This window comes from Dactylosporangium sp. NPDC006015, assembly GCF_040614215.1.
Taxonomy (GTDB): Bacteria; Actinomycetota; Actinomycetes; order Mycobacteriales; family Micromonosporaceae; genus Dactylosporangium; species Dactylosporangium maewongense.
The window spans coordinates 347,877-369,841 of sequence record NZ_JBEXUD010000006.1; the positions used below are offsets into that span (position 1 = coordinate 347,877).

Here is a 21,965-nt window from a genome sequence, read left to right on the forward strand (position 1 = left end):
GATGGTCGACCACATCATGGAGCGGGTCGCCGCCCCGGCCGTGGCCGGGGACGACCGGTGCCCGCCGCCGGTGCTCGTCGAGGTGTCCGACGGCGTCCTCGTCGTCACCATCAACCGGCCCCAGGTCCGTAACGCCATCGACCTCGCGACCGCGCGCCGGATCGCCGCCGCCATGGAGCGGCTGGACGCCGATCCGGGCATCACCGCCGGTGTCATCACCGGCGCCGGCGGGACGTTCTGCGCCGGCATGGACCTGCAGGCGTTCCTGGCGGGGGAGCGGCCGTCGGTCCCGGGCCGGGGCTTCGCCGGCCTCGTCGAGCGCCCGCCCGGCAAGCCGCTCATCGCCGCGGTGGAGGGCTTCGCCGTCGCGGGCGGGTTCGAGATCGTGCTCGCCTGCGACCTGGTGACCGCCGCCGAGGGCGCACGGTTCGGCCTGCCGGAGGTGAAGCGGGGACTGCTCGCGGGCGGCGGCGGCCTGCTCCGGCTGCCGTCGCGGGTACCGCTGCAGCTGGCGATGGAGTGGACGCTCACCGGCGACACGTTCACCGCGGAGAGAGCGGCCGAGGTCGGGCTCGTCAACCGGCTCACGCCGCCGGGAGGGGCGCTCGACGCGGCGCTCGAGCTGGCGCGTCGCGTCGCCGCCAACGGGCCGCTCGCGGTCCGGGCGACGAAACGGATCATCGTCGAGTCCCGCGACTGGCACTCCTCGGAGGCGTTCGCCCGGCAGGCGGAGATCTACGAGCCGGTGCGGTCGTCGGAGGACGCGAAGGAAGGCGCGCGCGCCTTCAAGGAGAAGCGGCCCCCGCGCTGGCACGGCCGGTGAGCGGGCACCGAAGGAGACGACATGGCTGACATCGAGGTCGAAGAGCGCGGTCACGCCCTGTGGGTGACCATCAACCGTCCGGATCGCCGCAACGCGTACGACCTGGACATGGCGCGGGCGATGACCGCGGCCGTCGAGGGCGCCGCCCGGTTCGACGCCGTCGTGCTGACCGGGTCCGGCGGCGCGTTCTGCGCCGGCGGCGCGCTGGCCAACCTGGGCGATCCCGACCCGGACGCCCTGCGTGAGCTGTTCACGGCGTCCTTCCGGCTCGTCGACGCGATCCGCAACTGCCCCCGGCCGGTCATCGCGGCCGTCGACGGTGCGGCGGCCGGTGGCGGCAACGAGCTGGTCATCGCGTGCGATCTCGCGATCGCCACGCGGCGCTCGACGTTCGGGCAGACCGGCCCGAAGGTGGGCTCGGCCCCGGTGCTCGGGGCGACGAACGTCCTCGGGGTCCAGATCGGCGAGAAGCGGGCCAAGGAGATGGCGATGCTGTGCCGCCGCTACCCGGCCGAGCAGGCCCTCGCGCTCGGCCTCGTCAACGAGGTCGTGCCCGACGGCGAGCTGGAGCCGGCGGTGGAGGCGATGCTCGCCGAGATCCACCGGCTCAGCCCGCGCTACTTGGAGATCACGAAGATCAGTTCCAACCTCTGGTGGAACGCGTCGAAGGACAACATGGCCGCCGGCGTCGGGATGCTCATCCAGGCCATCGGCAGCCCGGACATGGTGGAGGGCGCCCGGGCCTTCCTGGAGAAGCGCCGGCCGAACTTCCGCGGCGACTGACCGGGCTCACCCGCGCCTGCCGGTACGCCGGGGGCCCCCGGCGCGACGCACACCCCTGCGGCGTCGCGGGTGTCTCCCTGAGATGTCCGAACGGTTACCAGGTTGAGCCGTTCGAATCCCTTGTAATGTTGACCACACCCCAATTCATGATTATGGTAACCATAATCCCTTGGTCTTGATGAAAGGAGCGTCGAATGCTCGGCGTTCGCCTCCCCCGGCTCGCCGGCCGCACCGGCGCCGCCGTCGCCACGGCCCTCGCCGTAGCGTTGTCGCTCAGTGCCTGCGGTTCCGACCCCCAGTCCTCGAAGTCGGACGGCACCGGCGGTCCGACCACGGTCCGCGTGGGGATCACCTCCAGCATCAACAACGCGACGATGAACCTCGCCATCGACGGCAAGCTCGGCGACGCGCACGGCATCTCCCTGCGCCGGCAGAACATCGCCGGCGCCGGCAGCACGAACCAGGTGGCGGCGCTGCTCGCCGGCGACGTCGACGTCGCGGTGGGCGGCACCAACACCGTGATCGACGCGATCGCCAAGGGCGCGGACGTGCAGATCATCGCCGGCATGGCGCCGCTGCTGTTCAGCCTGACGATGCGCAACGAGGCGGCCCAGAAGACCGGCGTCGCCCCCGACGCGCCGATCGAGAACCGGCTCAAGGCGCTCAAGGGCCTGCGGATCGCGGTGAGCCCCAGCGGCTCGACCGGCAACATCGTGCTGCGCACGATCCTCGAGGGTGTCGGCCTCAAGCCCGACACCGACGTCCGCTTCGTGCCGCTCAACGACCTCGGCGCCATCCCCGCCGGTCTCATCCAGGGCACGTTCGACGCCAGCTTCGCCGCGGTCGGGAGCGGCGAGGTGGCCGTGGCCCAGGGCAAGGCCGTCACCTGGGTGTCGCTGCCCAAGGGCGACGTCACGTCGCTGAAGGACTACCAGGGCATCGTGACCTACGCGTCGCGGTCGTACATCGAGAAGAACCCCGACACCGTCAAGGCCTTGCACGACGCCCTCAACGACGGCCAGAAGATGACCGTCGACCAGCCGGACAAGGCCGCGGAGCTGTTGAAGAGCAACGTCTTCAAGGAGATGGACAAGGCGGTCTTCGACAACATGTGGGCGCAGTGCAAGAGCGCCTACCCGGCGGGCAGCAACTTCACCGAGGTCAACTGGAAGACGCTCGTCACGCTCTTCGACGCGACGTCGGAGAACGACTACGCCGCACTCAAGTACGACAAGCTCGTGGCGCCCGTCGCCCGGGGGAACTGATGACGGGGCAGGGCACGATCTTCGAGGTGCAGGACCTCGCCATCGGGTTCGGTGAGCGCGACGACATCCTCCACGGAGTCGACCTCACCATCGAGCGCGGTGAGTTCCTCACGCTGCTCGGGCCGAGCGGCTGCGGCAAGACGACGATCCTCAACCTCGCGGCCGGGCTGCTCCGGCCGCGGGCCGGCCACGTCCGGTTCGCGGGGGAGCCGATCAACGGGGTGAACCGCAACGTCGGCTACATGACCCAGGACGACACCCTGCTGCCGTGGCAGACGGTGCAGGCGAACATCGGCCTGCCGCTGCGGATGCGCAAGGTGCCCAAGGCCGAGATCGCCCGCCGGGTCGGCCGGTACCTGGAGATCCTCGACCTCGGCCATGCCGCGAACCTCCTGCCCGGACAGCTCAGCGGCGGCATGCGCCGGCGCGCGCTGCTGGCCCGCAGCATGATCTACGAGCCCAAGTTGCTGCTCATGGACGAGCCGTTCGCGGCGCTCGACGCGCAGATGCGTCACCAGATGCACATCGAGCTGCGCGAGACCGTCAAGCGCGCCGGTCAGACGGTCATGTTCGTCACGCACGACATCACCGAGGCGGCGAAGATCTCCGACCGGGTGCTGATCGTCGGCGGCGGCCCTCCGGGCGGGATCGTGGCGGAGTACCGGCTGCCGTTCGGGGTCGAGCGAGACCTCGACGCGCTGCGGTTCACCGACGAGTTCGCCCGGGTCGAGCAGGAGCTCAACCGTGGTCTGCTCGACGCCAGGTCGAAGGCCACCGCTGACGGAGGAGGCAACGGGTCATGACCGACACGCTCGTCGGGAACCGCCCGGCCCAGAAACGCAAGGCGACGCAGCGCCGCTCGGCCCGCCGGCACCGCCTGATGGTGCTCGGCATCCAGGCGCTCGTCATCGCCGTCGTGCTCGTCGCGTGGGAGCTGGCGTCCGGCCGCGTCGTGCAGGAGCTGCTCATCAGCCGGCCCTCCGAGTTCCTGCCGACGCTGTGGGGCTGGGTGACCGACGGCACCCTGCTGACCAACGCGGCGGCGACCTTCCGCAGCGCCGGGCTCGGCCTGCTGTGCGGCGGCCTGCTCGGCATCCTGGTGGGTGTCGTGCTCGGCCAGGCCAAGACGCTCGCCGAGATCTTCGAGCCGATGATCACCGCCCTCTACACGATGCCGAAGCACGCGCTCATCCCGCTGTTCATCATGTGGGTGGGCATCGGCAGCGGGCTCGGCGTCCTCACCGCGGCCGTGATCGTCTTCTTCCTGGTCTTCTTCAACACCTTCTTCGGCATCCGCGAGGTGCGGCCGTCGCTGGTCAACTCCGTGCGCATCATGGGCGGCTCGGAGATCGACGTCATGCTGCGGGTCCGGCTCCCCTCGGCCCTCATCTGGGTCGTCGCGGCGCTCAAGCTCGCCGTGCCGCAGGCCGTCGTGGGTGTCGTGGTGGCCGAGATGCTCGCCGGCGACAGCGGCCTGGGCTACCTCGTCGCGCGCAACGCGGGCATGTTCAACAGCGCCGGCACCTTCGCGGCGCTGGCCACACTGCTCATCGCCGGGTTCCTCATCGACCGGCTGATGAGCTGGGTGACGAAGAAGCCGCTGGAGTGGAAGAACAACAACAGCGCCATGTGACACGAGGCGAGAACCGGCGAGGCCCCCGAAACGCTCGCGTTTCGGGGGCCTCGCCGTCCCGGGCCGGGCCGAGACGCTCAGCGGTCCAGGCCGGCGAGCAGCCGGGCGATGACGAGGGCCTGCCGGGTGGCGAAGACGAGCCGGCGCGGCGCGTAGGCGTCACCGAGCACGTGCACGTCGGCCCGGCCCTGCTCGCGCGCCAGCGCGTACAGGCCGGCCTCGGAGGTCCCGCCGCACGCGAGCACGACGGTGTCGAACCCGGTCAGCTCGTGGGCGCGTCCCGAGTACGTGTGGCGCACGTGCACCACCCCGTCCCCGATCGCCACGACCTCCTCCATGATCCGCACCTGGACGCCGAGCGAGTCGAGCCGGCCGAGCACCGAGCCGACGATGTAGCGGCCGAGGAGCTGGGCGGGCACGTGCGTGGAGTAGAGCAGGGTCACCTCGCAGCCGCGGTGCGCGAGGGCCTCGGCGACGGCGAGCGGCGCCAGATGGTCGTCCTGCACGACGACGGCGACCCGCCGGCCCACCGGTGCGCCGCGCAGGGCCGCCCGGCCGCCGACGACGTGGGGGAGGTGCACGCCCGGCAGGTCGGGCACGCGTTCCCGCGCGCCCGTGGCCACGACCAGGGCCGCCCCGGGGTCCGCCGCGGCGAGGTCCGCCGCGCCGAAGGCCGTGCCGAGACGCACCTGGACGCCGAGCGAGCCGAGGCGGCGCTCCTGCCAGTCGAGGTACTCGCCGAGCCGTCCGAACGACGGGGCGAGCGCCGCCGTGCGCAGCTGCCCGCCGAGCGCGTCGGCCCGCTCGACCAGCGTCACCGCGGCGCCGGCCTCGGCGGCGAGGGCAGCCAGCTCCATTCCGGCCGGTCCGCCGCCGACGACGAGCACCGGCCGGTCGACGCGTGCGCCGCCCGGCCACGGACCGTCGACCTCGCGGGCGGTGTGCGGGTTGACGGCGCAGCCGAACGGCAGGCCGTCGACGTAGCGCCGGTTGATGCAGTCGTTGCCGCCGACGCACGGGCGGATCGACTGGTGCTCGCCGGCCCGCGCCTTGACCAGCAGTTGCGGGTCGGCGACGTGGGCCCGGGCCATCCCGACGAGGTCGGCGTCGCCCCGCGCGACGATCTCGGCGGCCAGTCGGGGGCTGTTGACCAGCCCCGTGTAGACGACCGGCACCGACAGCGCCTCCCGGTACCGCCGGGCGAGGCCCGACCAGGTGCCGGGCTCGTAGAAGTGGGGCTGGATGTAGCTCGGGTGGCCCCAGGTCGAGCCGTAGACCATGTGGAAGTAGTCGACCAGGCCGGTCGCCTCGATGCGGCGGGCGATCTCGACGCCCTCGTCCAGCTCGTAGGACCCGGGCACCGCCAGGTTCATCCGCACGCCGAGCGCGCCGTCGCGGCCGAACGCCGCGCGGGCGCGCTCCAGCACCTCGATCGGCAGGCGCATGCGGTTCTCCAGGGAGCCGCCGTAGTGGTCCGTGCGGTCGTTGGTGCTGGGGGAGAGGAACTGCTGGGTCAGGTCCTCGTGGTTCATGTGCAGCTCGAGCACGTCGATGCCGGCCTGCCGGGCGGTCCCGGCCGAGAACTCGTACTCGTCCAGCAGCAGCGCGAGCTCGTCCACCGTGATCGCGTGCGGGGCGAGGAAGTTCACCGGCGTTGCGAACCGGTCCGACGGGGCGTGCGGGTAGCCGCCGTTCATCGTCAGCTGCGTGGCGGCCAGCGCGCCCGCCTCGTGCATCGCCGCGCTGTACCGGCGCACCCGCTCGACGTAGTTCGCGCCGCGGAACGCCCCGTGCACGACGGCGCTGATGCCGGACGGCTCGAACCCGGGCGCGAGGACGTTGCTGATCCGCCCCGGGATCGTCGACCAGGCGATGCCCGCCCGCGCCCGCTCGGCGAGGTACGCGATCGCCTGCCCGGCCTCCGCCTCGGTGCCCCAGAGGTTCCCGATCGCCGAGGAGTGCGGCGGCATGACGACCCGGCTCCGCGCGGTGAGCGCGCCGATGCGGATCGGTGTGAACAGGTCCATCAGACCTCCCGGACGTGCACGGCGGCGTCGACGGCGACGGCGCCGGTGGCGCCGACGATGACGGGGTTGAGGTCGAGGGCGGCGATCCAGTCGCCGCCGGCGAGCAGGTGTGACACGCGGGAGATCAGCTCGGCGAGGGCGGCGACGTCGTGCCGGGCGCCGCGGTAGCCGTCGAGCACCGGCCAGATCCGCAGCCCGCGCAGCATGGCCTGCGCCTCGTCGGCGGTCACCGGGCAGCGGGCCAGCACCCGGTCGCTGAACACCTCGGTGAGCACCCCGCCGGCCCCGACGAGCACCATCGGGCCGAAGTCGGGGTCGCGCACCCCGCCGACGATGACCTCGGCCCCGGTCGCCTGCTCCGCGAGCAGGATGCCGTGCGGCTGGAGGTGGTGCGTGTCGACGGCCGCGGCGAAGCTCTCGACGGCCGCGCGCACCTCGTCGTCCGTGCGCAGGCCGACGGCCACGAGCCCGAGGTCGCTCTTGTGCTCGATCCCGACGCAGAGCTGCTTCGCGACGAGCGGCCGGCGCAGCCCGGCGGCCGCGCCGAGCACGTCGCCGCCCGGGGCGACGAGCACCTCGCGGGCGACGGCGACGCCGTGCCCGGCGAGGAAGCGTTTGGCGGCGTCCTCCGTCGGCGCGCTCCCCGCCCAGGCCGGCGGCGGTGCGGTGCCGACCGGCTGCGGCGCGGGACGGCGGGGCCGCCGCGGGCGCGCGACGACGCCGAGGGCGCGCAGGGCGGCGTCCGTGTCGGTGAACGTCGGCACCCGCGACGTCTGCAGCAGCCGCTCGACGGTGGCCGTCATCGCACCCGCCGACCAGCTGGAGACGACGGTCGGCACGCGGGTCGCCGCGGCCGCGTCGAGGATCACCGGCAGCAGGCGCTCGGCGTCGTGCGCGCTCCAGGTGGGCAGCGCGACGAGGACCGCGTCGAACGCGTCGCCGGCGGTCGCCTCGTCGAGCATCCGCCGCAGCAGCGCCGGGTCGCCGATGACGGCGCCGGTGAGGTCGAGCGGGTTGCCGGGCGTGCCGAAGCGCATGAGCCGGCGCAGCTGGTCGGCGCGTTCGGCGTCCAGCGGCGGCACCGACAGCCCGGCCGCCTCCGCCCGGTCGGCGGCGTAGCTGCACTCGCCGCCGGAGGGGGACACGACGAGCAGGCGGTCGCCGCGCGGGAGCACACCGCGGGACAGCAGGTCGGCGACGTCGACGAGCGCTTCGAGGGAGTCGACGACGTGGACGTCCTCCTCGGCCATGACGGTCCGGAAGACGTCGTGCGAGCCGGTCATCGCGCCGGTGTGCCCGAGCGACGAGCGCGCCGCCGCGTCGCTCGCGCCGACCTTGAGGGCCACGAGGTGCTTGCCGGCGTCGCGCGCGGCGCGGACGGCGGCGACGAACGCGTCCGCCCGCCGCACCTGTTCGAGGAAGAGCGCGATCACCGACGTGTGCGGGTCGCCTGCCAGCGCCGTGACGAGGTCGGCGACGTCGACGTCGCACTCGTTGCCGACGCTGATCAGGGCGCGGGTCCCGAGGCCCCGGGCCGTGGCGAGGTTGACGACGTTGACGCCCATCCCGCCGCTCTGGCTGACCACGGTCACCGAGCCGGGGAGCAGGTGCTGGGCGATGTTGAGGGTCGGCGTCGCGATGACGCCGTCGACGGGGCTGAGCACGCCGATGCAGTTCGGGCCGACGATCCGGGTGCCGGTCGACCGGGCGATCCGGCTCAGCTCGGCCTGCGCCGCCCGGCCGGCCGCGCCCTCCTCGGCGAAGCCGGACGTGCAGACGACGACGTGCGCGACGCCGGCCGCCGCGCACTGCCGGGTGACGTCGAGCACGCGGTCGGCGCCGACGAGCACGTACGCGGTGTCGACCGGCCCGGCGTCGGCGATCGACGGGACGCACGGCAGCCCCAGCACCTCCCGGTACTTCGGGTTCACCGGGACGATCCGCCCGGGGTAGCCGGTGCGCAGCAGGTTGGCGATCGCCCGGCCCGGGTGCCGGTCGACCCCCGGTGAGGCGCCGACGACGGCGATGGAACGCGGGGCGAGCAGCCCGGCGAGGTCGAGCGCGGGCCGGCTCGCAGTAGCGACGGTATCGGCGGTCACGGCGTCCTCCGGAGGGGTGTGGGTGGTCAGCGGGTGAGCAGCACGACCTTGCCGGCGGCCCGGCGCTCCTCGATGTCGAGGAGGGCCTGAACCGCCCGGTCGAGCGGGTAGGTGGCGTGGATCTGCGGGCGCAGGGACCCGTCGGCGAGGCCGGGGGTCAGCGCGGCCCACTGGGCCGCCGGGAACTCGGGGTGCAGGCGGGTGTACGGCCCCCACGCGACCCCGCGCACGTCGACGTTGGCGAGCAGCAGGCGGTTGAGCCGCAACGCGCCGATGGAGCCGGACGCGAAGCCGAGCACGAGCAGCCGCCCGAGCGGGGCCAGGCAGCGCACCGAGTCGAGCGCGAGCTCGTCGCCGCCGACGGTGTCGACGACCACGTCGACGCCGGCGCCGCCGGTGACGTCGCGGGTCTGGCGCAGGAAGTCGGACGCCTCGACCACGTGGTCGGCGCCCGCGCGGCGGGCCGTCCCGGCCCGGCCGGGGCTGGACACCACGGCGACGACCTCGGCGCCCAGCCACTTGGCCACCTGGACCGTCGCCGTCCCGACGCCGCCCGCCGCACCGTGCACGAGCACCCGGGTCCCGGCCCGGACCTCGCCGCGCACGACGAGCGCGTAGTGGGCGGTGAGGTAGTTGAGGGGCAGGCAGGCGCCCTCGGCGAACGACGTGGCGTCCGGCAGGTGGAAGACGTGCGTCGCCGGCGCCGCGACGGCCTCGGCGGCGGCGCCGACGGGCAGCCAGCCGGCGACCCGGCCGCCGGGGGCGATCCCGGCGCCGGACGGGGCCTCGCGCACGACGCCGGCGAAGTCGACCCCCAGCGTGAACGGCAGGTCGGGCTTGAGCTGGTAGCGCCCGCGGCTGAGCAGCAGGTCGGGGAAGGCGAGGCCGACCGCGTGCACGTCGACGAGGTAGTGCCCCTCCGGGCGGACCGGCGCGGGCACGGTGGCGACCTCGAGGGCCGCGGGCCCGTCGAGGCGGGTCACCCGCACGGCGCGCACGCTGTGCACGCCGGGGTCCCCGGAGCTCATGCGGCGGCGGGTGCCGACACGACGCCCGCGGCCTGCAGCAGCCCCAGCTCCTCCTCGCTCATGCCGAGGCGGTCGAGGAGCACCTCGCGGGTGTGCTCGCCCACCCCCGGGACGCCGGCGTACGCCGGGCCGTCGTAGCCGTCGATGTGCAGGATCGGCCCCGGCACGACCACGTCGCCGAGGACGGTGCCGGTGAGCGGCCGCAGGGTGCGCTCGCGGAAGTGCGGGTCGCCGGCGATGTCGCTGGCGTCGTTGACCGCCGCCGCGACGACCTCGTGCCGTTCGAGGATCGCCAGCACCTCGTCCCGGCCGTGCTCCTGGATCCACGCCGTGACGATCTTCTGCAGGCTCTCGTTGTTGGTCATCCGCGCGGTGTTCGTCGCGTAGCGCGGGTCGGTCTTGAGGTCGGCGCGGCCCATCGCGTCGAACAGGCGCATCGCGATCGTCTGGTTCGACGCGGCGATGGCCAGCCAGCCGCCGTCGCCCGCCTGGTAGATGCCGCGCGGCGAGGCCGCGCCCGAGGAGTTGCCCTGCCGGCGCATGATCTCGCCGGACGCGGTGTAGTGCAGGACCGCGTCGCCGAGCATGAACATGAGCGGTTCGTAGAGCGCGATGTCGACCTCGGAGCCCTCGCCGGTGATGCCGCGGCGGTACAGCGCCATCGCCGTGCCGTAGGCGGCGGAGATGCCGGCGATGGAGTCGGCGAAGCCGAACGGCGGGGCGGTGGGCGGGGTCTCCGGCCAGCCGTTGAGGAACGCGTATCCGGCGATGACCTCCGCCACCGTGCCGAAGCCGGGTCGCTCGCGGTTCGGGCCGTCCTGCCCGTAGCCGCTGACCCGGCACATCACGAGCCGCGGGTTGATCTCGCGGAGGGCGGCGAAGCCCAGCCCCCACGCCTCCATCCGGCCCGGGCGGAAGTTCTCGATGAGCACGTCGGCGTGCGCGACCAGCCGCTTGACGACCTCCCGCCCCTCGGGGGCGCGCAGGTCGACGCCGACCGAGCGCTTGCCGGAGTTGAGCCGCGCGAAGCCGATCGACTGGCCGAGGTGCGCCGGCTGCCATTGCCGCGCGAAGTCCCCGGCCGTCGGGTCCTCGACCTTGATGACGTCGGCGCCGAAGTCGCGGAGCATGCGGCCCGCGGTGGGCGCCGCGTACATCGACCCGAGCTCGACAACCGTCACTCCTGCCAGGGGTCCTGTCAACCTGACCACGCTCCTTCACTGAATTACTAGGCGCATGATATACATAGATCGACCCGGGGGCGAGCCCCCGTGGCGCCGAAGGAGCCAGCGCGACGGCGTCGCCGGTCATGCCCTGTCCGTCGACGGCGGATACGTGTCCCGCTGACGGAGGGTGGTCCACCATGCACCAGCAGTTCGATCTCACCGGGCGGGTCGTCGTCGTCACGGGCGGCAGCCGCGGTCTCGGGCGGGCGATGGTCGAGGCGTTCGCCGCCGCCGGCGCCGACGTCGTCATCGCCAGCCGCGACGGCCAGGCGTGCGCCGACTACGCGGCGGACCTCTCCGCGCGGACCGGCCGCCGGGCGCTCGGGCTCGGCGTGCACGTCGGCCGGTGGGACGACCTGGAGCCGTTCGTCGACCGGGTCTACGAGGAGTTCGGCCAGGTCGACGTGCTGGTGAACAACGCGGGCATGTCGCCGCTCTACGACGGCGTCGAGAACGTCACCGAGGCGCTGATGGACAAGGTCCTCGACGTCAACCTCAAGGGCCCGTTCCGGCTCACCGCGCTGGTCGGCACCCGGATGGCCGCCGGTCGCGGCGGCAGCGTCATCAACATCTCCAGCGCGGCCGCCACCCGTCCCCGCCCCGGGCTGCTGCCGTACGCCGCCGCGAAGGCCGCGCTGAACGCGCTGACCACCGGGTTCGCGCACGCCTTCGGCCCGTCCGTGCGGGTCAACGCGATCGTCGCCGGCACGTTCCTCACCGACATCAGCCGGTCGTGGGACATGGAGGCCTTCGCGCGGCGGGCGGAGACGTTCGCCGCGAAGCGGGGCGGCGAGCCGCACGAGATCGTCGGCGCGGCCCTCTACCTCGCCTCCGACGCCGCCAGCTACACCACCGGCGCACTGCTGGCCGTCGACGGCGGCCAGCCGTAGCACAGGGCCTGGCCCTCCACACCCCAACCGCACGAGGGAGGACGCGTGCTCACCTACACCGACCTGACGATCCCGATCAAGGATCCGGGCGACTGGACACTTGCCAACGTGCTGCGAGGCCAGGCGGCCGAGCGGCCGGACGCCGTCTACCTCGACGCACCCGAGGAAGGGCGCACCTGGACGTACGCCCAGGTGCTCGACATCAGTGAGAGTGTCGCCTCGACGATGCTCGACGCGGGGCTCGTCGTCGGCGACCGGGTGCTCATCCAGGCGGGCAACTCCTCCAAGCTGGTCTTCACCTGGTTCGGGTCGATGGTCGGCGGGCTCGTCGAGGTGCCGATCAACACGGCGTACGAGTACGACTTCCTCGCCCACCAGGTGCGCACGAGCGACCCGCGCTGCGCGGTCATCGACGACGTGTTCGCCCAGCGCTTCGTCGACGTCGCCGACGCCTGCGCGGGCATCACGCGCTACTGGGTCATCGACACCGGCCACCTGGACGAGGCGCTGGCCACCCTGCGCGGCGCCGGCTGGCAGGCGGACCCCTTCGACGACCTCCTGGAGCGCCGCGACGTCACGCTTCCCGTGCCGCGCGGCCGCGAGCTCGGCGCCATCTTCTTCACGTCGGGCACGACGGGCCCGTCGAAGGGCGTCGCGATGCCGCACTCGCAGTTCTACTTCGACGCGTGCGAGAACGTCGCGCTGACCCGGCTGACCGCCGACGACGTGTACATGGTGACGACGCCGCTGTTCCACGGCAACGCGCAGTGGCTCGCCGCCTACCCGGCGCTCGTCGCCGGCGCCCGGTTCGTGCTGCGTCGCAAGTTCAGCGCCAGCCGGTGGATCGACTGGGTGCGCGAGAGCGGCGTGACGGTGACCAACTTCCTCGGCGTCATGATGGACTTCGTCTGGAAGCAGCCGGAGCGGCCGGACGACGCCGACAACGCGCTGCGGTGCATCTTCGCGGCCCCGACCGCGAGCAGCATCCTCGACGGCTTCCGCAAGCGGTTCGGCGTCGAGGCGTTCGTGGAGGTGTTCGGCCTCACCGAGACGTCGATGCCGATCCTCTCGCCGTACGGGGTGGAGCGCCCGCCGGGCGCCGCGGGGCTGCTCGTCTCGGACTGGTTCGAGATCCAGCTCGTCGACCCGGAGACCGACGAGGAGGTGCCGGTCGGCGAGGTCGGCGAGATGGTCGTGCGGTCGAAGTACCCGTGGACCCTCAGCTCCGGCTACTACGGCATGCCGGAGAAGACCGTCGAGGCATGGCGCAACCTGTGGTTCCACTCGGGTGACGCGCTGCGGCGCGACGAGGACGGGTGGTACTACTTCGTCGACCGGTACAAGGACGCCCTGCGCCGCCGCGGCGAGAACATCTCCAGCTACGAGGTGGAGCAGGCGATCCTCGCCCACCCGGGCGTGGTCGAGTGCGCGGTGGTCGCGGTCCCGGCACCGGTCGAGGCCGGCGAGGACGAGGTGCTCGCCTGCGTCGTCGTCACCGGCGCGGCCGACCCCGCCGAGATCCGCGAGTTCGCCTCCCGCCGGATGCCGGCGTTCGCGGTGCCCCGCTTCATCCGGGTCGTGGACGCGCTGCCCCGGACCCCGTCGGAGAAGGTCCAGAAGAACGTGCTGCGCCAGGCCGGGGTCACCCCGGACACGTACGACGCTCTCGCCTGAGCGACCAGGAGGGCCGCTCGGCGGGCGGCCCTCCTGCTACATCGATCGGCCACAACGGAGGTGGACATGTCGAGCCAGTCGAACTCTTCCGGCCGGCTGACGGATCAGGACCCGGTGGCGGCCGGCGCCCCGTTCCGGTTCGTGGTGGAGGAGGGCAAGGTCCACGAGTTCGCCCGGGCGACCCGGTCGCGGTGCGAGGAGCACCTGCGGCCGGAGGACCCGCTCGCGCCGCTGACCTTCCTCACGGCGTCGCAGCTGTGGATGGCCCCGGAGAACAGCGCTTGGCACGGCGTGGAGCGCGACTTCCGCTCCGTGCTGCACGGGGAGCAGGAGTACGTCTTCCACGCCGGCCCGCTGCGCGCCGGCGACGTGCTGACCGCCCGGCAGTTCATCGAGCGGACCTACGAGAAGGCGGGTCGGCGCGGCGGCATGATGCGGTTCACGGACGTCGTGACCCGGTTCTGGCGCGCCGGTGAGGCGGAGCCGGCCGCCGACATGCGGACGGTGACGATCACCGTGGAGTCGACCGCCGGCCCGGCCGCCGCGGCGCCGGCCGCCGCCCCCGTCGCGGGCGACGAGCCGCCGCTCACCGTGACCGACTTCGTCCGCTACCAGGGCGCGTCGGGCGACTTCAACCCGATCCACCACGACCCGGGCTTCGCCCGGGCCGCCGGCTACCCGGGGCCCTTCGCGGTCGGGATGCTCGCCGCCGGCGTCGCGGCGAACCGGATCGCCGAGCGGGCCGGGACGGCCGCCGTCCGCCGCCTGCGGATCCGGTTCCAGTCGACGGCCTGGCCGGGCGACGTCCTCTCCTACGTGGTCGGCGAGGACGGCCCGACCCTCAGCGTGACGGTCACGCGGCCGGACGGGTCGGTGCACCTGACCGCCGTCGCCGAGCGGGGCGCGTCCTGAGCGGGCCGCTGCGCGGCGTCCGCGTCGTGGAGATGGCCGCGCTCGGGCCGGTCCCGCACGCCGCGATGATGCTCGCCGACCTCGGCGCCGACGTCGTCCGCGTCGACCGCCCCGGCGGCGCCATGTCGCCGCTCGCGGGCGCGTTCGACCCGGTCCTGCGGGGGCGCACGCACGTCGTCGCCGACCTCAAGTCCGACGGCGACCGCGACGCGGTCATGGAGCTGCTGGCCGCCGCCGACGTCGTGCTCGAAGGCTTCCGCCCGGGCGTCATGGAGCGCCTCGGGCTCGGCCCGGAGCCGGTGACGGCGGCGAACCCCCGCATCGTCTACGGCCGGGTCACCGGCTGGGGCCGCGCCGGCCCGCTCGCGGACGCCGCCGGTCACGACCTCAACTACCTGGCCCTGACCGGCGTGCTCGGCGCGCTCGGCGAGCCCGGTGCGGCGCCGCCGGTGCCGCTGGCCGTGCTCGGCGACTACGCCGGCGGGTCGATGTTCCTGCTCACCGGCGTCCTCGCCGCCCTTGTCGAGCGCGCGGTGTCGGGCCGGGGGCAGGTCGTCGACGTCGCGATGGTCGACGGCGTCGGTGTCGTCGCCGCGAAGGTGTGGGCCATGCGCGGCGCCGGCACCTGGGCCGACGAGCGCCGGTCCAACCTCCTCGACGGCGGCGCGCCGTTCTACGACGTGTACCGCTGCGGCGACGACCGCTACCTGGCGGTGGCGGCGATCGAGCCGCAGTTCTTCGCGGCCCTGCTCGACGGGCTGGGCCTGGCCGCCGAGGGCGACCAGCACGACCGGACCACGTGGCCGGCCCTGCGCGCCCGGATCGCCGGCCGCGTCGCCTCGCGCACCCGCGACGAGTGGGTCGAGATCTTCGCGGGCCGCGACGCCTGCGTCTCGCCCGTGCTGTCCTTCGCCGAGGCCGCCGCCCACCCGCAGGCCCGGGCCCGCGACGCGTTCGTCACCGTCGACGGTGTCGTCCAGCCGGCTCCGTCGCCCCGCTTCGCCCGCACCCCTGCCGCCCCGCGTGGCACCGCCCGGGACACAGCGCCCACCGATCTCGGCACCGTCGTCGCCGCCTGGCGCCCCTGACAGGAAGGGCGCCGGGCGGCGGCTTCAGTGCGCGGCGCTGCCGCCGTCGCGGGCGGCGGCGAGCACGGCGCGGGTGGCCTCGAGGCCGAGCCGGGCGCGTTCGGGCACCGGCAGCGCGCGCATCCGGTCGCTGAGGACCTCGACGCCGACCGGTGCCGTGACGCCCAGCGACTCGACCAGGCGCATCAGGCCGGCGAGGTCGAACTCGCCCTCACCGGGCAGCTCGCGGCGCTGGAAGGTGTCGTCGAGGTGGCCGCCGACGACCTCGTGCCGGCCGTCGCTGATCTGGATCGTGAGGATCCGCTCGGGCGGGATCGCCCGCAGCATGTCCTCGGTGGTGCCGCCCCGCCGCAGGTGCCAGGTGTCGAGCACGATGCCGCCGTTGCCGCGGCCGGCCTGTCGCACCAGGTCCCAGCCGAGGCCGAGGTCCGGGACGCCGGTCCACGGCAGGCACTCCAGGGCGACCTTCAGCCCGTGCCCGGCGGCCCGGTCGCAGACCGCCGCGAACCTTTCGGCGAGCATCTCAAGGGCCTGTTCGGGGGGCAGGTCGACTGCGCCGGTGATGAACAGGACGTGCCGGGCGCCGACGGCCTCGGCCAGCTCGTAGAGTGCCCGCTCGTGCGCCACCGCCCGGGCGCCCTGCTCGCCGTCGGCCCACCAGTCGGCCGCGAAGCCGACCTCGATCACCTCGAGGCCGTGCTCGTCCAGCCGGGCCCGCAGGTCGGCGTCGGTGCGGCCCGCGGCGCGGTCCTCCTTGACGTGGGCCGGACGCAGCCCGATGCCGTGATACCCGGCGGCGGAGGCCGCCGCCAGGCGCTCGTCGAAGGACGCCTCGTTCACCATCGAGGCGCAGAGATAGATCTCCCGTAGCACGCCGCCTCCTCAGTACGACCTGGGCAGGCCGAGCACCTTTTCGCCCAGGTAGGCGAGCACGAGCTCGTTGGCGATCGGCGCGATCCGCTCGATGCGGACGTCCCGCCAGTAGCGCTCGACGTGGTACTCCTTCGTGTAGCCGTATCCGCCGTGCACCTGGATGGCCCGGTCGGCGGCCTCGAAGGCCCACTCCGACGTGAGGTACTTGGCCTCGTTCGCCTCCTTGGCGCACGGCAGCCCGTTGTCGTAGAGCCAGGCGGCCTTGCGGATCAGCAGCTCGGCCGCGTCGAGCTTGGCGAGCGAGTCGGCGAGGGGGAACTGCACGCCCTGGTTCATCCCGATGGGGCGGCCGAACACCACCCGCTGCTTCGTGTACTCCACCGCGCGGCGCAGCGCGGCGCGGCCGATGCCGAGGCAGACCGAGGCGACGATGATGCGCTCGGCGTTGAGGCCGGCCAGCAGGTACTTGAAGCCCTGGCCCTCCTCGCCGATGCGGTCCTCCTCGGGCACGAACAGGTCGTCGATGAAGAGCGTGTTCGTGGACACGACGTTGCGCCCAAGCTTCGGGATGGGCTGGACGTCGATGTGCGCGCGGTCCATCGGCGCGAGGAAGAGCGTCATGCCCTGCGTCGACTTCTCGACGTCCTTCTTGGGCGTGGTACGGGTGATGAGCAGCACGCGGTCGGCCTGCTCCGCGCGGGAGATGAAGATCTTGCGGCCGTTCACCAGGTAGCCGCCGTCGACCTTCTTGGCGAACGTCGTGATGCTCGTCGTGTCGGTGCCGGCGTCGGGCTCGGTGACCCCGAAGCAGACCTGCAGCTCGCCGGCCGCCGCCGCGGGAAGGAAGCGCTGCCGCTGCGCGTCGCTGCCGTACTTGACGACCGGCTCCAGCCCGAAGAGCGCCACCTGGACCATCGTCGCCGCGTTGAGGCCGCCGCCGTTGCCGGCTACCTCCTCGATGAGCAGCGCCGCCTCCTGCACGCCGGCGCCGCCGCCGCCGTACTCGGCCGGGGTGCAGATGCCGAGCCAGCCCGCCTTCGCCATCGCGTGGTAGAAGTCCCAGGCGAACTCGTGGTCGGTGTCCTTGCGCATCCAGTACTCGTCCGGGAAGTCCTTCAGGACCGCCCGCACGCCCTCGCGGATGTCCCGCTCGGCTTCGGCGCTCAACATGTCGACCACGTGGCGACCTCCCCAACTTGGCAATTCATGATTATGATACGTAGCATACCGTCCGGTCGACGCCTTGGGAACGCCCGGGCGCGGGACGATGTGGGGAGCCCAGCCGACGATGCTGCGACCGTACCGATCAATGCTGTTCCTGCCGGGACACCGCCCGACCTGGGTGGAGAAGGCGATCCGCGCCGGCGCGGACGCGATCTGTCTCGACCTGGAGGACGCCGTCCCGGCGGGGGAGAAGGAAGCGGCGCGGGCCGTGGTCGCCGAGTCGGTCGGCCGCGCCAAGCGGCTCAAGCCGAACATCGGCGTCCTCGTGCGGGTCAACGGCCTGCCGACCGGGATGACCGGATTCGACCTCGAAGCGGTGATGGTGCCGGGCGTCGACGGGATCTTCGCGCCGAAGATCGAGGACGCCGCCGACGCGCTGCGCTTCGACACGCTCGTCGAGTGGTTCGAGCGGCGCAACGGCGTCAGCGACGTCGGCCTCGCGATCCCCATGGAGACCGCGAAGGCGTTCGCGAACGTCGAGGCGATCGCCGCGTCGACCCCGAGGATCGGCATCATCCTCGGCTCGACCGCCGAGCACGCCGACGTCGCGCGGGAGATCGGCTTCGAGTGGACCCCGCAGGGGCTGGAGACGCTCGCCCACCGGGCGCGCGTGCTGCTCGCCTGCCGCGTCGCCGGGGTGCACGCGATGACCGGGCTGTGGGAACGCATCCACGACCTCGACGGGCTGCGGGCCTTCTGCGACCAGGGCCGCCAGATCGGCTTCCGCGGGCAGATCGCCATCCACCCGTCGCACGTGGACGTCATCAACCAGGCGTTCGGCCCGTCGCCGGAGGACATCGCCTTCTACCGCGGGCTCGTCGAGGCGTACCAGGCGGCGGCCGACGCCGGCAGTGGCGCGGCCGTCTACCGCGGCCGCCACATCGACAAGGCGCACGTCGACAAGGCGACCGAATGGTTGGCGCGCGCCGAGCAGGTCACGGAGTTCGACGCGGCACCGGCCGCCGAGGGAGAGGGGCAGCACGCATGACGCTCAAGGGTCTGTACTTCGAGGAGATGGAGATCGGGGCGGAGTTCAAGCACGAGCTCACCCGCACGGTCACCGAGATGGACAACGTGCTCTTCACGTCGTTGACGATGAACGTCGCGCCGCTGCACCTCGACGCCGAGTACGCCAAGACGCTGCCGTACGGCCAGCGCCTGGTCAACAGCCTCTACACGGTCGGGCTCATCGGCGGCATGACCGTGCCCGGCCTGGTCTTCGGCACGTCGCTGGGCAACCTCGGGTACACGCTCATCGAGTTCCCGAACCCGGTCTTCCACGGCGACACCCTGCGCGCCGAGACGACGATCCTCGACAAGCGCGAGTCGAAGAGCGACCCGACCCGCGGCATCGTGTGGTTCGAGCACCGCGGCTACAACCAGCGCGACGAGGTGGTCTGCCTCTGCAAGCGCACCGGCATGATCATGCGCCGCCCACCGGCCGAAGGATGAGCCTCGTTCCCGCCGGCGGCATCGAGGGGCCGGTGCTCACCGAACTGCGTGCCGAGGTGCGGCGGTTCCTCGCCGAGGAGATCGCCACCGGGGCGTTCGTGCCGCACGTCGACACGTGGGTCACCAGCTGGGACGTCGAGTTCACCCGCCGGCTCGCCGCCCGCGGCTGGCTGGGCATGGTCATCCCCCGGCGGTACGGCGGCCAGGAACGCACCTTCCTCGAACGGTTCGTCGTCACCGAGGAGCTGCTCGCCGCCGGTGCCCCGGTCGCCGCGCACTGGATCGCCGACCGCCAGATCGGCCCGTCGCTGCTGAAGTACGGCACCGAGGAGCAGAAACACGCCTACCTCCCCGGCATCAGCCGGGGCGAGATCTTCTTCGGCATCGGGATGAGCGAACCCGACTCCGGCTCGGACCTCGCCAGCGTGCGGACCCGCGCGGAGCGGGTCGACGCGGGGTGGCGGCTCACCGGCACGAAGGTGTGGACCAGCGGGGCGCACCACGCCGACGCGTTCTTCGCCCTGGCCCGCTCCACGCCGCTGGACCCGGCGCGCCGCCACGACGGCCTGTCCCAGTTCATCGTCGACCTGCACGCGCCCGAGGTGCACATCCGGCCGATCGTCTCGATGGGCGGCGACCACCACTTCAACGAGGTCCACCTCGACGGGGTCTTCGTCCCCGACGACCGGGTGCTCGGGGCGATCGGCGACGGGTGGCGGCAGGTGACCTCCGAGCTCGGCTTCGAGCGCAGCGGGCCCGAGCGCATCCTGTCGACGTACCGGCTGCTCGCGGCGACCGCCTCGGCGATGGCCGACGGCCGGCTGCCGCGCGACGCCGGTCTGGGCCGGCACGTCGCCCGGACGGCCGTGCTGCACCAGATGTCGTTCGCCGTGTCGACCGCACTGGAGGAACACGTCGACGCCGACACCGCCGCCGCGCTGGTCAAGGTGCTCGGCACGACGGGGGAGGGCGACATCGCCGACTACGTCGACATGCTCATCGGGACCGGCCGGGCGCCCGGCGACGAGGAGCTGGTCCGGCTGCTGCGCTCGGCGGTGCTGCAACGGCCCGGATTCACCCTGCGCGGCGGCACGAACGAGGTGCTCCGCGGTGTGATCGCACGAGGACTGGGGCTGCGCTGATGACCGATCGCCCGACCGAGCTCGTGACGCCCGTGGTCGCGGACCCCGACGTCGTCGCGCTGCTCAATGACATCTTCGGCCGGTACCGCAAGGAACGGCCGCCCCGGCAGGCGGACGCCGACCTGGACCGCGACCTGTGGCGGCAGCTCGACGACCTCGGGCTGACCCGGCTGTCGGCGCCCGAGGCGAGCGGCGGCAGCGGCGCGAGCTGGGCCGAGGCCGCCGCCCTGCTGTCGGTCGCCGCGGGCGCCGCCGCGCCGGTGCCGCTGGCCGAGCACGACGTGCTCGGCGCGTGGCTGCTCGACACCGCCGGGCTGCCCCACGACGGCGCGCTGCGCACGGTGTGCCGGCCCGACCCCGCGGGCGCCGCCGCCGACGTGCCGTGGGCGCGCTCCTCGGACGCCGTGGTGGCCCTCTGGCGGGACGACCGTGACCGGTGGCTGGTCGCCGACGTGCCCGCCGCGCGGCTCGCCGTCGACGAGCGCCGCAACCTCGCGGGCGAGCCGTCCGACACGGTGCGGTTCGACCGCGCCGACCTCGCGGCGGGCGTCGAGGTGCCGCCGGCGGTCGCCGGGCAGTTCCGCCTGCGCGGCGCCCTGGCCCGCACGGCGCAGGTCGCCGGCGCGATGGAACGGGTCCTGGAGGTGGTGCTGACGCACGCCAACGAACGGGTCCAGTTCGGCCGCCCGATCGGCAGGTTCCAGGCCATGCAGCACCTCGTGACGGACATCGCCGCGGAGACCGCGCTGGCCCGGGCCGCGACGGACGCCGCGGTCGCCCGCGCGGTGGCGTCGGACTGGCAGGACCCCGGGATGCTCTTCGCGGTCGGCGTGGCCAAGTCCTGTGCGGGCCACGCCTCCTCCGTCGTCGTCCGCGGGGCGCACCAGGTCGTCGGCGCCATCGGCACCACCCTGGAGCACGAGCTGCACACCCTGACCCTGCCGATCCTCGTCCGGCGCGGCGAGTACGGATCGGTGCACCACTGGGACGAGACCATCACCCACCTGGCGGCGTCCGCCGGCCACGACGGGCTGTGGACACTGATCACCACGGGCCGTTCCGGCCAGGAAACCGAGGAGGTTCGCGCATGACCGAGATCCGCTACGATGTCGGCGACGGCGTCGCCCGCATCACCCTCGACGCCCCCGACCGGCGCAACGCCCTGTCGGTCGAGATGTCGCGGGAGCTGACCGACGCGGCGCTCACCGCCGGGGCCGACAGGTCCGTGGGCGCGATCGTGGTCAGCGGCGGCGCCCACTTCTGCGCCGGCGCGGTCCGCAGCGTGCTCGCCGACGCGGGCCGGGACCCGGCGGAGGACGGCGCCTACCGCAACCTGGAGACGGTCTACCAGGCGTTCACGACCGTCGGCTCGGTCGGCGTGCCGACCGTCGCCGCCGTGCGGGGTGCGGCCGTCGGCGCCGGCCTCAACCTGGCGCTGGCGACCGACCTGCGCATCGTCTCCCGCACCGCCCGGTTCCTGCCCGGCTTCGCCCAGATCGGCATCCACCCCGGCGGCGGTCACTACACGCTCCTCGCCCGGGTGGCCGGCCGCGAGGCGGCGTCCGCGCTCGGTCTCTTCGGCGACGAGGTCGACGGCGAGCGTGCGGTCGCGCTCGGGCTGGCCTGGGCGGCGTACGACGACGGCGAGGTCGAGGAGCAGGCCCTGACCATGGCGCGGCGCGTGGCCCGGGACCCGGAGCTGGCGCGGCGCATGGTCGCGAACTTCCGCCGCGAGACGACCTCGGGCGGGGTGTCGTGGGACGTCGCCGTCGAGCTCGAACGTCCCGCGCAGATGTGGTCCCTGCGCCGCCGATGACCGAATGGGT

The 21,965-nt window shown here is 73.3% G+C and carries 20 protein-coding genes; 14 read left to right on the forward strand and 6 right to left on the reverse strand.

The window, feature by feature from the left end; genetic code table 11:
* The first annotated feature begins 1 nt into the window (after position 1).
* From ABZ321_RS13915 to ABZ321_RS13935, 5 genes are all read left to right on the forward strand, one after another.
* Positions 2–823, forward strand: coding sequence for a crotonase/enoyl-CoA hydratase family protein (locus tag ABZ321_RS13915; RefSeq protein ID WP_344502062.1), 822 nt, complete (start codon positions 2–4; stop codon positions 821–823).
* 21 nt (positions 824–844) lie between these two features.
* Positions 845–1,606 (forward strand): enoyl-CoA hydratase/isomerase family protein, encoded by a 762-nt coding sequence (locus tag ABZ321_RS13920; RefSeq protein WP_344502063.1) that lies wholly within the window; start codon positions 845–847, stop codon positions 1,604–1,606.
* A gap of 194 nt (positions 1,607–1,800) precedes the next feature.
* Complete coding sequence (locus ABZ321_RS13925; RefSeq protein WP_354891136.1) at positions 1,801–2,871, forward strand: ABC transporter substrate-binding protein; 1,071 nt, start codon at positions 1,801–1,803, stop codon at positions 2,869–2,871.
* Positions 2,871–3,674: an ABC transporter ATP-binding protein gene (locus ABZ321_RS13930; protein ID WP_344502065.1), complete on the forward strand. Its 804-nt coding sequence runs from the start codon at positions 2,871–2,873 to the stop codon at positions 3,672–3,674. The genes ABZ321_RS13925 and ABZ321_RS13930 overlap by 1 nt, the downstream gene beginning before the upstream one ends.
* Positions 3,671–4,504 carry an ABC transporter permease subunit gene (locus tag ABZ321_RS13935; protein WP_344502066.1) on the forward strand — a complete coding sequence of 278 codons (834 nt, stop codon included), beginning with the start codon at positions 3,671–3,673 and terminating at the stop codon, positions 4,502–4,504. Before ABZ321_RS13930 ends, ABZ321_RS13935 begins: the two co-directional genes overlap by 4 nt.
* A 77-nt stretch (positions 4,505–4,581) precedes the next feature.
* Here ABZ321_RS13935 and ABZ321_RS13940 read toward each other — a convergent pair whose 3' ends face one another.
* Genes ABZ321_RS13940 through ABZ321_RS13955 form a run of 4 tightly spaced genes read right to left on the reverse strand, consistent with a single transcriptional unit; the run spans position 4,582 to position 10,839 of the window.
* Positions 4,582–6,531, reverse strand: coding sequence for an FAD-dependent oxidoreductase (locus tag ABZ321_RS13940; protein ID WP_354891137.1), 1,950 nt, complete (start codon positions 6,529–6,531; stop codon positions 4,582–4,584).
* Entirely contained in the window at positions 6,531–8,630 is a 2,100-nt protein-coding gene (locus tag ABZ321_RS13945; protein ID WP_354891138.1) for an acetate--CoA ligase family protein, read from the reverse strand. Before ABZ321_RS13945 ends, ABZ321_RS13940 begins: the two co-directional genes overlap by 1 nt.
* Positions 8,631–8,656: 26 nt before the next feature.
* Complete coding sequence (locus ABZ321_RS13950; protein WP_354891139.1) at positions 8,657–9,658, reverse strand: NADPH:quinone oxidoreductase family protein; 1,002 nt, start codon at positions 9,656–9,658, stop codon at positions 8,657–8,659.
* Complete coding sequence (locus tag ABZ321_RS13955) at positions 9,655–10,839, reverse strand: CoA transferase (protein ID WP_344502070.1); 1,185 nt, start codon at positions 10,837–10,839, stop codon at positions 9,655–9,657. Before ABZ321_RS13955 ends, ABZ321_RS13950 begins: the two co-directional genes overlap by 4 nt.
* Before the next feature lie 182 nt (positions 10,840–11,021).
* On the opposite strand from ABZ321_RS13955, the gene ABZ321_RS13960 reads away from it, so the two are divergent.
* The 4 genes from ABZ321_RS13960 (at position 11,022) to ABZ321_RS13975 (ending at position 15,448) form a co-directional block, all read left to right on the forward strand.
* Positions 11,022–11,774, forward strand: a complete 753-nt coding sequence (locus ABZ321_RS13960) for a glucose 1-dehydrogenase (RefSeq protein ID WP_344502071.1) — start codon at positions 11,022–11,024, stop codon at positions 11,772–11,774.
* Positions 11,775–11,819: 45 nt separating this feature from the next.
* Positions 11,820–13,448 (forward strand): AMP-binding protein, encoded by a 1,629-nt coding sequence (locus ABZ321_RS13965; protein ID WP_344502072.1) that lies wholly within the window; start codon positions 11,820–11,822, stop codon positions 13,446–13,448.
* A 66-nt stretch (positions 13,449–13,514) separates the two neighbouring features.
* Positions 13,515–14,360 (forward strand): MaoC family dehydratase N-terminal domain-containing protein, encoded by an 846-nt coding sequence (locus ABZ321_RS13970; RefSeq protein ID WP_354891140.1) that lies wholly within the window; start codon positions 13,515–13,517, stop codon positions 14,358–14,360.
* An 8-nt stretch (positions 14,361–14,368) separates the two neighbouring features.
* Positions 14,369–15,448, forward strand: coding sequence for a CaiB/BaiF CoA-transferase family protein (locus tag ABZ321_RS13975; RefSeq protein WP_354891163.1), 1,080 nt, complete (start codon positions 14,369–14,371; stop codon positions 15,446–15,448).
* Positions 15,449–15,472: 24 nt separating this feature from the next.
* On the opposite strand, the gene ABZ321_RS13980 is transcribed toward ABZ321_RS13975, so the two are convergent.
* The gene (locus ABZ321_RS13980; protein ID WP_354891141.1) at positions 15,473–16,321 is read right to left on the reverse strand and encodes a sugar phosphate isomerase/epimerase family protein; all 849 of its coding nucleotides are present in this window, start codon (positions 16,319–16,321) and stop codon (positions 15,473–15,475) included.
* Positions 16,322–16,330: 9 nt separating this feature from the next.
* Positions 16,331–17,491, reverse strand: coding sequence for an acyl-CoA dehydrogenase family protein (locus ABZ321_RS13985; protein WP_354891164.1), 1,161 nt, complete (start codon positions 17,489–17,491; stop codon positions 16,331–16,333).
* Between the two features lie 139 nt (positions 17,492–17,630).
* Here ABZ321_RS13985 and ABZ321_RS13990 point away from each other — a divergent pair, with 139 nt between their 5' ends.
* The 5 genes from ABZ321_RS13990 to ABZ321_RS14010 are packed head-to-tail and all read left to right on the forward strand — an operon-like array spanning position 17,631 to position 21,955.
* A complete protein-coding gene (locus ABZ321_RS13990; RefSeq protein ID WP_344502075.1) occupies positions 17,631–18,533 on the forward strand; it encodes a CoA ester lyase in 903 nt (300 codons plus the stop codon).
* The gene (locus tag ABZ321_RS13995) at positions 18,530–18,997 is read left to right on the forward strand and encodes a MaoC family dehydratase (protein WP_354891142.1); all 468 of its coding nucleotides are present in this window, start codon (positions 18,530–18,532) and stop codon (positions 18,995–18,997) included. Before ABZ321_RS13990 ends, ABZ321_RS13995 begins: the two co-directional genes overlap by 4 nt.
* The gene (locus tag ABZ321_RS14000; protein WP_354891143.1) at positions 18,994–20,139 is read left to right on the forward strand and encodes an acyl-CoA dehydrogenase family protein; all 1,146 of its coding nucleotides are present in this window, start codon (positions 18,994–18,996) and stop codon (positions 20,137–20,139) included. Before ABZ321_RS13995 ends, ABZ321_RS14000 begins: the two co-directional genes overlap by 4 nt.
* Positions 20,139–21,230 carry an acyl-CoA dehydrogenase family protein gene (locus ABZ321_RS14005; protein ID WP_354891144.1) on the forward strand — a complete coding sequence of 364 codons (1,092 nt, stop codon included), beginning with the start codon at positions 20,139–20,141 and terminating at the stop codon, positions 21,228–21,230. Before ABZ321_RS14000 ends, ABZ321_RS14005 begins: the two co-directional genes overlap by 1 nt.
* A complete protein-coding gene (locus ABZ321_RS14010) occupies positions 21,227–21,955 on the forward strand; it encodes an enoyl-CoA hydratase-related protein (protein ID WP_354891145.1) in 729 nt (242 codons plus the stop codon). Before ABZ321_RS14005 ends, ABZ321_RS14010 begins: the two co-directional genes overlap by 4 nt.
* Positions 21,956–21,965: the final 10 nt, after the last annotated feature.

Bases quoted from the DNA above. Each gene is read 5' to 3' on its own strand.
- ABZ321_RS13940 (WP_354891137.1), bottom strand. From the start codon at position 6,531: ATGGACCTGTTCACACCGATCCGCATCGGCGCGCTCACCGCGCGGAGC.
- ABZ321_RS14005 (WP_354891144.1), top strand. From the start codon at position 20,139: ATGACCGATCGCCCGACCGAGCTCGTGACGCCCGTGGTCGCGGACCCC.
- ABZ321_RS13995 (WP_354891142.1), top strand. From the start codon at position 18,530: ATGACGCTCAAGGGTCTGTACTTCGAGGAGATGGAGATCGGGGCGGAG.
- ABZ321_RS13960 (WP_344502071.1), top strand. From the start codon at position 11,022: ATGCACCAGCAGTTCGATCTCACCGGGCGGGTCGTCGTCGTCACGGGC.
- ABZ321_RS13930 (WP_344502065.1), top strand. From the start codon at position 2,871: ATGACGGGGCAGGGCACGATCTTCGAGGTGCAGGACCTCGCCATCGGG.
- ABZ321_RS13920 (WP_344502063.1), top strand. From the start codon at position 845: ATGGCTGACATCGAGGTCGAAGAGCGCGGTCACGCCCTGTGGGTGACC.
- ABZ321_RS13990 (WP_344502075.1), top strand. From the start codon at position 17,631: ATGCTGTTCCTGCCGGGACACCGCCCGACCTGGGTGGAGAAGGCGATC.
- ABZ321_RS14010 (WP_354891145.1), top strand. From the start codon at position 21,227: ATGACCGAGATCCGCTACGATGTCGGCGACGGCGTCGCCCGCATCACC.
- ABZ321_RS13915 (WP_344502062.1), top strand. From the start codon at position 2: ATGGTCGACCACATCATGGAGCGGGTCGCCGCCCCGGCCGTGGCCGGG.
- ABZ321_RS14000 (WP_354891143.1), top strand. From the start codon at position 18,994: ATGAGCCTCGTTCCCGCCGGCGGCATCGAGGGGCCGGTGCTCACCGAA.
- ABZ321_RS13985 (WP_354891164.1), bottom strand. From the start codon at position 17,491: ATGTTGAGCGCCGAAGCCGAGCGGGACATCCGCGAGGGCGTGCGGGCG.
- ABZ321_RS13925 (WP_354891136.1), top strand. From the start codon at position 1,801: ATGCTCGGCGTTCGCCTCCCCCGGCTCGCCGGCCGCACCGGCGCCGCC.
- ABZ321_RS13935 (WP_344502066.1), top strand. From the start codon at position 3,671: ATGACCGACACGCTCGTCGGGAACCGCCCGGCCCAGAAACGCAAGGCG.
- ABZ321_RS13970 (WP_354891140.1), top strand. From the start codon at position 13,515: ATGTCGAGCCAGTCGAACTCTTCCGGCCGGCTGACGGATCAGGACCCG.
- ABZ321_RS13950 (WP_354891139.1), bottom strand. From the start codon at position 9,658: ATGAGCTCCGGGGACCCCGGCGTGCACAGCGTGCGCGCCGTGCGGGTG.